The sequence below is a fragment of the Streptomyces sp. NPDC030840 genome, assembly GCF_055572015.1.
The window spans coordinates 188,599-201,953 of the sequence record NZ_JBVIEE010000003.1; the positions used below are offsets into that span (position 1 = coordinate 188,599).

Here is a 13,355-nt window from a genome sequence, read left to right on the forward strand (position 1 = left end):
TGGCAACACCGCGGTCCAGATCACACCATGTGTCGATCACTTCACTGTGCGTACCTGCTGGCGCATCACGCCCCTGCCCGAGACAAGGAGAACCCCTGAAGGAGAACCCCTGCGGGTCGAACTCTGGCAGCTTCCGTGTCCATACTGCGTCTGCTCTCAAGCATGAGCATGGCGTAGGGGTGGCGACGCCTGGCGTTTTGCCGTCCCGCTGTTGCTCGCCGCCTCCGCCACGGGAGGATGGGGCACGGTCGTCGGTGGATAGGACGCCCGGTTCCGGTGCCGGGTTCCGGGCGGCCCCCGTCACCTCTGGCTTTCACCGAGTACGTACCCATCACGACCGCTGTGACGCTCTGTCGAACAAGGCCAGTCGACCGCAATACGCCGTTCCCTGAGGCAGTTTTAAGCCAATTTTATTGTTTCGCAATCAACTCGGACAGCCCCTCGGACACCAGATATCCCAGCAGGACAATGCTGGACATCCCCTTACGAGTGCGTGTACATGTGGAGACACCGCTAGCGGCGCAAAATGACATGGGGGTTTGCGATGCTATGGAGCAGAACGCGCCGGTCCGGAAGCCGCACACCATGAACGCCCCTCACCTTCCGAAAGTGGCCGGAATCGATTCAACCGTTCCTTCGCCCGCACACACTGTCGCGCCCGCGACCACCGCCACGGGCGCCGCCACAGGCGTCCCTCCGGCCGCGCCGCCCCTCGCCCCCGGGGCCGTTCTCCAGGACAGACTCGCGGGATGGGTCTCCGATCTCACGACCCTCCACGAACTCACCGAGCGCCTGGCACGCACCGGCTCACTCCCCGACGCGCTCCAGGAGCTGCTGCGCGCCGGAGCGGCGCTCGTGGGCGCCCGGCGCGGTCTCGTCGTACTCGAACCGGGCGACGGACTAGGCCCGGACACGACCATCGGCCTCGGCCTCGGCCGGGCCGATCTCGGCCACATCGAGACGGTGCCGCGCGCCTCCATGTCGTACGGACGGCTCCTCGACACGCCCGCCGGACTGCCCGGCGGCGACGGCGGGATCACACAGCCCGACCTGTTCGCCGAGGACGGGCTCGACCCCCGCCACCGCGAGGTGGCCGCCCGGCTCGGCTACGCCGCCAGCTACGCGCTGCCCCTCGCCACGGAGAGGGCGGGCCGCCTGGGTGCCGCCGTCTGGCTCTACGACGAACCGGCCGAGCCGGTCGAGCGGCAGCGCCACCTGGCCGGCCTCTACGTCCGTTACGCCACCGAGCACCTGGCCCGCACCGTCGAAACAGAGCGCACGCGCGCGTGCGTCAGGACGATCTCCGAGGAACTGCTCCCCTCACGGCTGCCCCGGGTCGCGGGCGTCCAGATCGCGGCGCGCCACCGCACGGGGCCGCGCGGCGGCGGCGACTGGTACGACGCCCTGCCGCTGCCCGACGGCGGGCTCGGGCTCGCGGTCGGCTCCGTGACCGGGTCGGGGCCCAGCGCGGTCGCCGCGATGGGGCGGCTGCGGGCGTCGCTGAGGGCGTACGCCGTGATGGAGGGCGAGGACCCCGTCGCCGTCCTGTCCGACCTCGAACTGCTCCTCAGGCTCACCGAACCCGCCCGCTCGGCCACCGCCCTCTTCGCCTACTGCGAACCCGCCCTGCGAAGGATCACGCTGGCGGGGGCCGGGCACAGCCCGCCGCTGGTGATCGGCGAGCGGCGCACCGAGTTCGTGGAGACGTCCCTGTCGGCCCCCTTGGGGATGCTCGCCTGCTGGGAGGCGCCCAGCGTCGAGCTGTGCGCCGAGCCGGGCGAGACGGTGCTGTTCTACACGGACGGACTGCTGCGGCGCACGGGCGACCCCATGGACCGTGCCTTCGCCCGGCTGCACGCCGCCGCCGCGAGCGCGCCCAGAGCGGTGCGCGCCGACGCCGGAGCGGTCGCCGACCACATCCTGCGGAGCGTGCTGCCCGACGGCCTGGACGTGCGCGCGCCCCACAACCGGGCGGAGCCGGGACCGGCCGACGACAGCGAGGAGGACGTGGTGCTGCTGGCGGCCCGCTTCGAGTGACCGGACGACGAGGCCCGCCCACGTGTCCCAAGGCCCGGGGCCCTCTTCCGTACGACCGTACGATGGAGGAGGTCCAGCGCCGTATCGAGGAGGATGACCGTGGCGGACGAGCTCGAGCCGGAGACCCCGGAGACCGAGGCGGCCGAAGCCGAGGAAGAGCCGATCAAGCAGCGCAAGAACGGCCTGTACCCGGGCGTGTCCGACGAGCTGGCCGAGAACATGAAGTCCGGCTGGGCCGACACCGAGCTGCGCGACCTGGAGCCGATCGCCCAGGCCGCCGAGACCGCCGCCCGACGCGCCGCGCTCTCCGCGCGCTTCCCGGGCGAGCGTCTGGTCGTCCCCGCGGGGAACCTGAAGACCCGCTCGAACGACACGGAGTATCCCTTCCGCGCCTCCGTCGAGTACGCGTACCTCACCGGCAACCAGACCGAGGACGGCGTCCTGGTCCTGGAGCCGACGGCCGGGGGCCACAAGGAGACGATCTACCTCCTGCCGCGCTCCGACCGGGAGAACGGCGAGTTCTGGCTCTCCGGCCAGGGCGAGCTGTGGGTCGGCCGCCGCCACTCGCTCGCCGAGGCGGAGAAGCTGTACGGCATCGAGGCCTCGGACGTGCGCGAGCTGGCGGACAAGCTGAAGGAGGCCACGGGCCCGGTCCGGGTGGTGCGGGGCTACGACAAGGGCATCGAGGCGGCGCTGCACGACAAGGTGACCGCCGAGCGCGACGAGGAACTGCGTGTCTTCCTCTCGGAGGCCCGGCTGGTCAAGGACGACTTCGAGATCGGCGAGCTGCAGAAGGCCGTCGACTCGACCGTGCGCGGTTTCGAGGACGTGGTGAAGGTCCTCGACAAGGCGGAGGCCACCTCCGAGCGCTACATCGAGGGCACGTTCTTCCTGCGGGCGCGTGTCGAGGGCAACGACGTCGGCTACGGCTCCATCTGCGCCGCCGGCCCGCACGCCTGCACGCTGCACTGGGTGCGCAACGACGGCCCCGTCCGCTCCGGGGACCTGCTCCTGCTGGACGCGGGCGTGGAGACCCACACCTACTACACCGCGGACGTCACGCGCACGCTGCCGATCAACGGCCGCTTCAGCGAGATCCAGAAGAAGATCTACGACGCCGTGTACGACGCCCAGGAGGCCGGTATCGCGGCCGTGAAGCCGGGCGCCAAGTACCGGGACTTCCACGACGCCGCGCAGCGCGTGCTGGCCGAGCGGCTCGTCGAGTGGGGCCTGGTCGAGGGTCCGGTCGAGCGCGTCCTGGAGCTGGGCCTGCAGCGCCGCTGGACCCTGCACGGCACCGGTCACATGCTCGGCATGGACGTCCACGACTGCGCCGCCGCGCGCGTGGAGTCGTACGTCGACGGCACGCTGGAGCCCGGCATGGTCCTGACGGTCGAGCCGGGGCTGTACTTCCAGGCCGACGACCTGACCGTGCCCGAGGAGTACCGGGGCATCGGCGTCCGCATCGAGGACGACATCCTGGTGACCGAGGACGGCAACAGGAACCTGTCGGCGGGGCTGCCGCGCCGCTCCGACGAGGTCGAGTCGTGGATGGCGTCGCTGAAGGGCTGAGGAAGTGCTGAGGCCGCCGGGGTGATCCGAGGGGGCCGGGTCAGTAACTCGGTAACCGGCTTCTGGTCCGGCGTCGGAGTGGACCTGCGTCTGGAACCGGACGCGGCGGCGGGCCCGCAGGGCCGGTCTGGAGCGGCCCTGCGGGCCCTGTGGGGCGCCGTGGGCGACGGCCGGCGTCCCACAGGGCCCCGCCTGCCCGCCACCCGGCGCCTGACGGCCGAGCTCGGCATGGCGCGGGGCGTGGGGGCACGGCGAATGCCGTGTACGACCGGCTGGGCGCCGAGGGCTGCCTGACCGCCCGCCAGGGATCGGGCACGCAGGTGGCGCCGCTGCCCCGGCCCGCTGCCCCCGGCCCGCTGCTCCTGACGGGATGGGCCCGGCGGTGGCATGGGCGGAGAAGGGGCGCGGTGGCCCCTGAGCGGCACGGGCGTCGGCCGTGCCGCTCACAGCACCGCCGGAGGTCACGCAGCCGCGGCCGGCGCTCCCACCACGACCGGCATCGCGTCCGCGAACAGGGCGCCCGCCAGCAGGGAGGCGCTGCCGCGCGGGCTCCACGCGCGCGCGTGCAGGTCGGCGTCGAGGGCGGTCAGCGCCTCGCGGCCGGCGCCCGTGGACGCACCGCCCGCCTCCAGGACCGCGCGGGCGCCCGCCTGCACATGACGGAGGCCGTGCGGGCCCGCCGTGTAGAGCAACTCCGTGTCCTGGAGGGTGGACATGACGGTGAGGAGGGCGTCGAGCCGGGCGTGCTCCTCGGGCGCGCCCGAGGAGCACGCCTTGGACAGGGCGTCCAACGCCCGCCGGACGTGCGGGAATCCAGCCCGTGCCTCGCCCCGCGCCCCGGCCGCGCCGTACTTCGCGGAGACGGACGAGCCCCGGGTGTGAGGGTGTCCTAGACCGCCATCAGCGGAGCGGCGCCCTCGCGCCACTTGAGGATCTTGTCGAAGCTCACCACGGCGCCACCCCGGCCCGGCTTGTTGCCGATGTGGACGTGGTCGGCGAGTTCATGGATGAGACAGAGGCCACGGCCGTGCTCGGCCTCAGTACGGGCCGGGCGGATCGGCGGGCGCTCTCTCGTGGCGGGAAACCCCGGCCCGGAGTCGGTGACCTCGATGCGGCACTTCTCGCCGTCGAGGTACGCGGTCACCCGGAACGCCTCGGACGAGCCGGGCGCCTCCCCACCGTGTTCGACGGCGTTGGCACAGGCCTCGCTCAGGGCGACGGAGAGGTCGTAGGAGATGTCCGGGTCGACGCCGGCGGTCTCCATGGTGCCGATCAGGAGCCGTCGGGCGAGCGGCACGCTGGCGGCGTCACGCCGCAGATGCAGTGACCACCAGATGCTCATGCTCCAGCCTCCTGGCCGCGGCTCGACATACCGTTACGTATTGCCCCCGCTACGGTTGTGTAAGCGCACGGATCGCGTGATGCCGCCCATACAGCGGATGCGCGGAGGGCGGACATGGGTGTATGCGGGCTCCTCGGGCGCACGATCCGCCGGTTTGCCGTGCCCGGGAACACCCAGCTCACGACAGGTGCCGGGCTTCCACTGAACGCGCCCCCCCTTCCGGCCGTACGTCACGTCGTGGACCTGCCGAATGGGGCGAGTCGGGCCAGTGCGATGATGAGCCGGCCATGACTGCCCCCCACGAGCGCACGGCGCGCGCCGGAGGTGATCTCCGGGTTCTGAGGGCCGCGGTGTTCGCCGCGGTCTGCGTCGTGCTGGCCGCGGGAGGTCATGCGCTCGCCTCCTGCGCCACGGTCCCGCTGTGGACTCTGGGCGCCGGGTTCGCCGCCGTCTTCGCCGTCGCGGCCCCGCTCGCCGGGCGCGAGCGGTCGCTGCCGGGCATCGCGACCGTGCTGGCGCTGGGGCAGACCGCGCTGCACACGCTGTTCGGGCTCGGCCAGCACCGCACGTCCATCCCGTCCGGCGCCTCCGACGCCCTGGACGCCTCCCTCGTCGAGCGCGCCGCGCGCCTGGTGTGCGGGGCGACCGCGGCGGCGATCAGCCCGGCACAGGCCCACCGCATCCTCATGGACGCCGGCCTCGCCCCGCACGCCGCGCACGGCCCCTCGGGCGGCACGACGGGCATGGCGGACATGACGGACATGACGACGGCAACGGGCTCCTCGGCGTCCGTCCTTCCGACGCTGCCCATGCTGCTCGGCCACGTCCTGGCGGCCGTCGCCGCCGGATGGGTGCTGCGGCACGGGGATCTGGCGCTGCTGCGGATCGTGCGGCTCTCCGCGAGGGGGACGCTCGTACGGTCCCTGCGCGCGGCTCTCGCACTGATACGTGCCCTGCGCTCCGGGCTCCCGGGCGCACCGGACACCACGCCCGGCACTCCGCCGGGTGCCCACGCGGCGCCACCGGCACCGCGTACGGCCGCGCTCCAGCACACGGTGATCCGGCGCGGCCCGCCCTCCCTCACCGCCGTGCTCATCCTCGCTGCCTGACGCGACGCGCCGCTCCACCGGAGGGGACGTAGCCGTCGGCACGCGCGCGTGCCCGTCGTTTTCGGCGTTCCGGGGCTCCGGCTGTTCTTCGATGCCCCGGGGACCTCGTTTTCGACAGGCCTCCTTGTGGAGGCGGCTTTCCAAGGCCACCTCCCAGGAGAGCGACGTTCCGGGCCCGCTCGGGAGCCGTTTCCGCGGTCCCGATGGCACCGGCACGAACGCGCATCCCTCTTCTTCTCCGGACCATCCGTCACTGTGGAGTGTCATCCGCCATGAAGGCTTCTCGTTTCGCCGCCGCCGGTGCCGTCGCCGCCTCGGCCGTCGTCGTCCTGTCCTCCCCCGCGTTCGCCCACGTCAGCGTCTCGCCCGAGGGCACCGCCGCCAAGGGCGGGTACGCGACCGTCAACTTCAAGGTCCCCAACGAGCGCGACGACGCCTCGACCACCAAGCTGGAGGTGACCCTCCCGACCGACCACCCGCTCGCCTCGGTGCAGCCGGAGGCGATCGACGGCTGGAAGGTCGAGGTCACCCGCTCCAAGCTGGCCAAGCCGGTCGATCTGCACGGCGAGAAGATCGACGAGGCCGTCTCCAAGGTCACCTGGACCGCCACCGGCAAGGGCATCGAGCCGGGCTTCTTCCAGAAGTTCCCGCTCTCCATCGGCCAGCTCCCCGAGGACACGGACGACCTGGTCTTCAAGGCCCTCCAGACGTACTCCAACAAGGAGGTCGTGCGCTGGATCGAGGTGCCGAAGGAGGGCGAGGAGGAGCCCGAGAACCCGGCCCCGGTACTCGCTCTGTCCGCCGCCACCGAGGACCACCACGGCACGTCCGGCACCGACGCCGACCAGGCCTCCGACTCCAAGGACTCCGACGGCGCCGAGGCCTCCTCCGCCAACACGTCCGCCGCCGAGCCCGCCGACAGCTCCGACACCACGGCCCGCGTCCTCGGCATCGTGGGCATCGTCGTCGGCGCCGCGGGCGTTGCCTACGGCGTGCTGGCCGGTCGCCGCCGTACGAGCGCCTGACCTCTCCGCCTCCGGCAGGCGCACCGGGGTCGTACGGCCCAGTCGGAACGGTGGCGCGTCGCGTCACGGGTGGCGCATCACCGCCCGAGTCACGGGCGGCGCAGCCCTCCGTGTCACGGGCGGTGCAGCTCTCCGTGTCACGGGCGGCGCATCGCTGTCGCACCACCGCCGACCGCCGTCGTACGACCCCGGTGCGGGCCGGACAACGAACATCTGGGACATTTTTCTATGCGCACCAACAGCCCCAAGAGCACGAAGAAGACGTACGCGGCGGCCGCCCTGGTCGCTGTCGCCGCCCTCACCCTCTCCGCCTGCGGCAGCAGCGGTGACGACGCCAACGCGCCGGTCGCCGAGGTGTCCGCGGAGTCGGGAACGGCCAAGGCGGCGACGGTCCTCGACAAGCCGTTCGAAAAGCCGGACCTCGTCCTCACCGACACGCACGGCAAGTCGTACGACTTCCGCAAGGAGACCAAGGGCAAGCCCACGCTGGTCTACTTCGGCTACACCAACTGCCCCGACGTCTGCCCGCTGACCATGAACAACATCGCCGTCGCCAAGAAGGAGGTGTCCAGGAAGCTGCCGAAGTCGGAACTGGCGAACCTGCGCATCGTCTTCGTCACCACCGACCCGGAGCGGGACACCCCGAAGGCCCTCGGCGAGTGGCTCAAGGGCATCGACTCCGACATCGTGGGCCTGACCGGCGACTTCGACACGATCCAGGCCGGCGCCCGCACCATGGGCATCTCCATCGACCCGCCGACGAAGGGCAAGGACGGCAAGGTCACCTCCATGCACGGCACCCAGGTCATCGCGTTCTCACCGAAGACCGACGGCGGCTACGTGCTGTACGGGGAGGACGCGACGGTCGAGGACTACGCCAAGGACCTGCCGAAGCTCCTCAAGGGTGAGAAGCCGTGAGGAACCTCACCGGGGCGGCCGTGGCCATGGCCGCCGTACTCACCCTCGCCGGCTGCGGCGGGGACGACACCGGCGGGAGCGAGGGGGCCGGCCTGAAGGTGGAGTCCGCCTACATGCCCCAGCCGGTCACCGCCGCCATGGCGGCCGGCTACCTGGTCGTCGAGAACGACAGCGACACCCCCGACACCCTCCAGTCCGTCACCAGCGACATCGCCCAGGACGTCACCATCCACACCACGTCCGGGCAGACGATGGAGAGCGCCGGCAGCAAGGACCGCGGCGTCCCCGCCCACGGCAGGCTCGTTCTGGAGAGCGGCGGCACGCACCTGATGTTCGAGAAGCTGAAGCGCAAACCGGAGGAGGGGGAGACGGTGTCCGTGGAACTGCACTTCGCCAAGGCCGATCCGGTCGAGGTCGAGATGCCGGTGAAGTCGGCCACCTACCGGCCGGCTTCGGCCATGTCGTCGACATCTTCGTCTTCGTCGTTGTCGTCCTCTTCCTCGTTGTCATCCTCTTCGTCTTCGTCGTCGTCTTCGCATCAGTGAGGGAGGGACCACCGTTGAGCCCCGTGAGACAGGCCACCGTTCCCCGTTTCCGGGCGCTGTTGCTGCTGTTCTTCGCCGTGACCGGCGCCCTGTTCGCCGGCGCCGTGCCGGTCTCCGCGCACGCCGCGCTGACCGGGAGCGACCCTCAGCAGGGGGCGGTGGTCAAGGAGGCGCCGAGTCAGGTGTCGCTCACCTTCTCCGAGAAGGTCGCGATGTCCGACGGCTCGGTGCGGGTGTACGACCCCAAGGGCAAGCAGGTCGACACCGGCAAGACGTCCGACCTGGGCGGCAACAGCTACGGGGTGGAGCTGCACTCGGGGCTGCCCGAGGGCACGTTCACCGTCACCTACCAGGTGGTCTCGGCGGACAGCCACCCCGTCTCCGGCGCGTTCACGTTCTCCGTGGGCGCGTCCTCGAAGACCACCGCCGCGGTGCCCGACCAGACGGCGGGCGGCGGGGTCGTCGGCGGTCTCTACGGGTTCGCCCGCTACACCTCGTACGCCGGTTTCGTCCTTCTGGTCGGCGGCGCCGCATTCGTGCTCGCCTGCTGGCAGCGGGGCGCGGCGGTACGGCCCGTGCAGCGGCTCGTGGTGTCCGGCTGGCTCGCGCTGACCGCGGCCACGCTCGCGATGCTGCTGTTGCGCGGCTCCTACACCGGGTCCGGCAAGCTCGGTGACGTCTTCGAACTGAGCCTGCTCGGGACCGTGCTGCAGACAAAGGCGGGCGCGGCACTGGTGTCCCGGCTGCTGCTGCTCGCTGCGGCGGCTCTGTTCATCGCGGTGCTCTTCGGGGCGTACGCGCGACGGGACGAGGCGGAGGAGAACGTCGGCGGTGACGCCGGTGCGGACGGCGACGACGCCGAACGCGAGGACGCCGATGCCGAACCCGCCGACGCCGAACCGTACGCCGACAAGAAGGACCTCACCTTCGGGCTCGCGATCGGCGGGAGCGTGGTGGCGGCGGGTCTGGCCGCGAGCTGGGCCATGGCCGAGCACGCCTCGACGGGCATCCAGACCGGGATATCCATGCCCGTCGACGTGGTGCACCTGCTGGCGGTCGCCGCGTGGCTGGGCGGGCTCGCGGCACTGCTCGTCGCGCTGTTCCGGGCGCCCGCCGAGGCCCCGATCGAGGCGGCGGCCGTACGCCGCTTCTCGCGCGTCGCGTTCACCAGCGTGCTCGTGCTCGCGGCGACCGGCATCTACCAGTCGTGGCGTCAGCTCGGCTCCTGGTCGGCGCTGACCGGTACCTCGTACGGACAGCTGCTGCTGGTGAAGCTCGGGCTCGTCGCGGTGCTCGTGGGCATCGCGTGGATCTCCCGGCGGTGGACCGGCAGGCTGGCGGACGCGCCGGCGGAGAACGCGATTCTCCCTGCGTCGGTGGCGGTCGGGGCGGCGCGGCCTACGAGCGGGACCCGTACGGCCGTGACCTCGGGCGAGGGCGCGAAGTCTCCGAGCGCGCCCCTGGAGGACTCCGCCACGGAGGACTCCGCCCTGGACGTGGAGGACGAGGGCCGCGGATCCGCGGACTCGGGGGACTCCGGGCAGGACTCCGAGGACCCCGAGCGCGCCGCTCAACTCGCCCGGCAGCGAGCCGCCATGGCCAACGCGCGCGAGAAGCGCATACGGGACGCCGATCCGGGACGCGCGGGACTACGACGGTCCGTGCTCGCCGAGACGGGGGTGGCCGTCGTCCTGCTGGCCGTCACGACCGTGCTGACGTCGACCGAGCCCGGGCGCACCGTGGAGGAGGCCAAGGCGGCCACGTCCGCGGCACAGCAGTCCGACGTGGCCGGGGACTCGGGGGCACTGGCCCTGGACATTCCGTTCGACACGGGGGGCCAGGACGGCAAGGGCGTCGTACGGGTCGACATGGACCCCGCCACCGTGGGCGCCAACGAGATGCACGTCTACGTCCAGCGGCCCAACGGCAGGGTCTTCGACGTCCCCGAGGTGAAGGTCGCCTTCACGCTCAAGGCGAAGAAGATCGGTCCGCTGCCCGTGGCCCCCGACCGCATCGCCACCGGACACTGGACGGCCACGGGGGTGCAGATCCCCATGGCGGGCAACTGGGAGATCGCGGTCACCGTACGGACGTCCGACATCGACCAGGTGACCGTCACCAAGAACGCGCAGATCGGCTGAACCACACCATGGCTGACCAGTCCACACCCGAGGCTCCGGCGACGGGACCGGACCCCACGGACGCTACGGACGCCGCGACTCCCGAACGCTCCGCGACCTCTGTGGGCGCCACGGACACCGCGATCACCGTCGGTGCCGGGGACACCGCGAGCACCGGGGACACCGCGAGCACCGGGGACACCGCGAGCACCGGGAAAAGAGGCTCCGTGGGCTCCGCGGGCGCTCCCGCGAGGGCGGCTTCCCGGCGGACCGCTCCGAGCGCTGCCGCCGGGTCCGTCCCCGGCGCGCCCTCCCCGAAGGGGGCGCCTTTCCGGGAGGTGCCCCCAGAGGGAGCCATCTCACGGCGGCGTCTGCTGGGCACCGCCGGAGCGACCGGGCTCGCGTTCGGCGCCGTGGGCGGAGCCGCCGGATACGCGGCCGCGCCCACGGCCGACAAGACCACCCCGCTCAGCTCCGTGGGCGCCGGCCAGGTGATGTTTCACGGGAAACATCAGCCCGGAATCACCACCGCCCTCCAGGCCCGCGGGCATCTCGTCGCCTTCGACCTGACCGCGGGCGCGGGCCGCAAAGAGGCGGCCGCGCTGCTGCGCCGCTGGTCGGAGACCGCACGGCGGCTGATGGCGGGCGAGGCGTCCGCACAGGACGACACGGACGTGGCGCGCGACGCGGGCCCCTCGTCCCTGACGGTCACCTTCGGTTTCGGGCACAGCTTCTTCGCCCGTACGGGACTGGAGAAGCAGCGTCCGGACTCCCTGGACCCGCTGCCCGACTTCTCCTCCGACCACCTCGACAAGGCCCGCAGTGACGGCGACCTGTGGGTGCAGATCGGCGCCAACGACGCGTTGGTCGCCTTCCACGCCCTGCGCGCGATCCAGAAGGACGCGGGCAGGGCGGCACGCGTGCGCTGGCAGATGAACGGCTTCAACCGTTCCCCGGGAGCCACCGCCCAGCCCATGACGGCCCGCAACCTGATGGGCCAGATCGACGGCACCCGCAACCCGAAGCCGACCGACAAGGACTTCGACCAGCGCGTCTTCGTGCCCGCGTCCGGCTCCGGCGACCCGCAGTGGATGGCGGGCGGCTCCTACGCCGTCGTACGCCGTATCCGCATGCTCCTCGACGACTGGGAGAAGCTCTCGCTCAAGGACCAGGAGGACGTCATCGGACGCAGGAAGTCCACCGGCGCACCCCTGACCGGCGGCAGCGAGACGACCGAGCCGGACCTGGAGAAGACCGACGCCGACGGCAGGCTGGTCATTCCGATCAACGCCCACGCCCGGATCACCCGTCCCGACCAGAACGGCGGTGCGGCCATGCTCCGCCGCCCGTTCTCCTTCCACGACGGCATCGACACGGACGGGGTGCCCGACGCGGGCCTGCTCTTCGTCTGCTGGCAGGCCGACCCGCTGCGCGGCTTCATCCCGGTACAGCGCAAGCTCGACCGGGGAGACGCCCTGTCGAAGTTCGTCCGCCACGAGGCGAGCGGCCTGTTCGCGGTGCCGGGCGGGGCCGCGGAGGGCGAGTACGTGGGGCAGCGGCTGCTGGAGGGATAGACGGTACTCCTGCGCTTCCTGTGGCAGGGCAGGGACATGACCGGCCGCCGTGCGTGCGTCCTCGCGGCCGTACCGGCGGGTGCGCTCTCACGGCCGTGCATCGCCCTCAGGAGTGGTGGAGAGGAGAAGCGTGCGCCGGGCCCCGCAAGGCCCATTAGGGTGAGGCCATGCCAGCCAGCTACGCGTACCTCGGTCCCGAGGGCACCTTCACCGAGGTCGCCCTGCGCACCCTGCCGGAGACGGCGACCCGTGAGCTCGTGCCCATGGTCTCCGTCCCCGCCGCGCTCGACGCCGTCCGCAACGGCGAGGCCGAGGCCGCGTTCGTACCGATCGAGAACTCCGTCGAGGGCGGCATCACGACCACGCTCGACGAGCTGGTCGCGGGTGCCCCTCTGATGATCTACCGCGAGGTACTCCTCTCGATCACCTTCGCCCTGCTGGTCAGGCCCGGGACGAAGATCTCGGAGATCAAGACCGTCACCGCGCACCCCGCCGCCCAGCCGCAGGTCCGCAACTGGATGAAGGCCAACCTGCCGCCCGACGTCGTCTGGGAGTCGGCCGCGTCGAACGCGGACGGCGCCCGGCTGGTCCAGGAGGGCCGGTACGACGCCGCTTTCGCCGGCGAGTTCGCGGCGGCCCGCTACGGCCTGGAGGCCCTGGAGACCGGGATCCACGACGCGGAGAACGCCCAGACCCGCTTCGTGCTCGTCGGCCGTCCGGCCCGCCCGGCGGCGCCGACCGGCGCGGACAAGACCTCGGTGGTCATCTGGCAGCGCGACGACCACCCCGGTGGGCTGCGCGACCTGCTGGGCGAGTTCGCCGTGCGGGGCGTCAACCTGATGCTGCTGCAGTCCCGCCCCACCGGCCAGGGCATCGGCAACTACTGCTTCGCCATCGACGCGGAAGGGCATATCTCCGACCGGCGGGTGGCGGAGGCCCTGATGGGGCTCAAGCGGATCTGCCTGGAGGTGCGATACCTCGGGTCGTACCCGCGCGCGGACGCGACGGCGAAGGACGTCCGCGTCCCCCTGCCAGGGACGTCCGACACCGAGTTCGTCGCGGCCGCGGACTGGGTGGCGCGCTGCCAGGACGGCAGGTTCTAGACCACGGACA

Annotated in this window: 10 protein-coding genes and 2 pseudogenes; 10 read left to right on the forward strand and 2 right to left on the reverse strand. The window is 71.9% G+C overall.

The genetic code is table 11. The features are described 5' to 3' along the window. Nucleotides 1-468 precede the first annotated feature (468 nt). From ACZ49J_RS08145 to ACZ49J_RS08155, 3 genes and pseudogenes are all read left to right on the forward strand, one after another. On the forward strand, nt 469-2,037 hold the full coding sequence (locus tag ACZ49J_RS08145) for a PP2C family protein-serine/threonine phosphatase (protein WP_467446683.1): 1,569 nt from the start codon (nt 469-471) through the stop codon (nt 2,035-2,037). 93 nt (nt 2,038-2,130) lie between these two features. After that, entirely contained in the window at nt 2,131-3,609 is a 1,479-nt protein-coding gene (locus ACZ49J_RS08150) for an aminopeptidase P family protein (protein WP_467446684.1), read from the forward strand. 78 nt (nt 3,610-3,687) lie between these two features. Beyond that, nucleotides 3,688-3,965, forward strand: a pseudogene (locus ACZ49J_RS08155) (PLP-dependent aminotransferase family protein); the annotation flags it as partial. A gap of 105 nt (nt 3,966-4,070) precedes the next feature. Here the strand turns inward: ACZ49J_RS08155 and ACZ49J_RS08160 are convergent. Together ACZ49J_RS08160 and ACZ49J_RS08165 are read right to left on the reverse strand one after the other, a co-directional pair. Beyond that, nucleotides 4,071-4,487 (reverse strand): annotated as a pseudogene (locus ACZ49J_RS08160) (triphosphoribosyl-dephospho-CoA synthase); the annotation flags it as partial. Nucleotides 4,488-4,498: 11 nt separating this feature from the next. Further along, nucleotides 4,499-4,951: an ATP-binding protein gene (locus tag ACZ49J_RS08165; RefSeq protein WP_467446686.1), complete on the reverse strand. Its 453-nt coding sequence runs from the start codon at nt 4,949-4,951 to the stop codon at nt 4,499-4,501. A gap of 287 nt (nt 4,952-5,238) precedes the next feature. Between ACZ49J_RS08165 and ACZ49J_RS08170 the strand changes: the two genes are divergently transcribed. From ACZ49J_RS08170 to pheA, 7 genes are all read left to right on the forward strand, one after another. Then, nucleotides 5,239-6,060, forward strand: a complete 822-nt coding sequence (locus tag ACZ49J_RS08170; protein WP_467446687.1) for a hypothetical protein — start codon at nt 5,239-5,241, stop codon at nt 6,058-6,060. A 272-nt stretch (nt 6,061-6,332) separates the two neighbouring features. Next, entirely contained in the window at nt 6,333-7,085 is a 753-nt protein-coding gene (locus ACZ49J_RS08175; RefSeq protein ID WP_467446688.1) for a YcnI family copper-binding membrane protein, read from the forward strand. A 228-nt stretch (nt 7,086-7,313) separates the two neighbouring features. Continuing rightward, a complete protein-coding gene (locus ACZ49J_RS08180; RefSeq protein WP_467446690.1) occupies nt 7,314-8,003 on the forward strand; it encodes an SCO family protein in 690 nt (229 codons plus the stop codon). Next, complete coding sequence (locus tag ACZ49J_RS08185; protein ID WP_467446691.1) at nt 8,000-8,548, forward strand: copper chaperone PCu(A)C; 549 nt, start codon at nt 8,000-8,002, stop codon at nt 8,546-8,548. The genes ACZ49J_RS08180 and ACZ49J_RS08185 overlap by 4 nt, the downstream gene beginning before the upstream one ends. Before the next feature lie 23 nt (nt 8,549-8,571). Then, nucleotides 8,572-10,689 carry a copper resistance CopC/CopD family protein gene (locus ACZ49J_RS08190; RefSeq protein WP_467447186.1) on the forward strand — a complete coding sequence of 706 codons (2,118 nt, stop codon included), beginning with the start codon at nt 8,572-8,574 and terminating at the stop codon, nt 10,687-10,689. 8 nt (nt 10,690-10,697) lie between these two features. Further along, the gene (gene efeB, locus ACZ49J_RS08195) at nt 10,698-12,242 is read left to right on the forward strand and encodes an iron uptake transporter deferrochelatase/peroxidase subunit (protein WP_467446692.1); all 1,545 of its coding nucleotides are present in this window, start codon (nt 10,698-10,700) and stop codon (nt 12,240-12,242) included. Between the two features lie 167 nt (nt 12,243-12,409). Beyond that, nucleotides 12,410-13,345 (forward strand): prephenate dehydratase, encoded by a 936-nt coding sequence (gene pheA / locus ACZ49J_RS08200; protein WP_467446693.1) that lies wholly within the window; start codon nt 12,410-12,412, stop codon nt 13,343-13,345. Nucleotides 13,346-13,355: the final 10 nt, after the last annotated feature.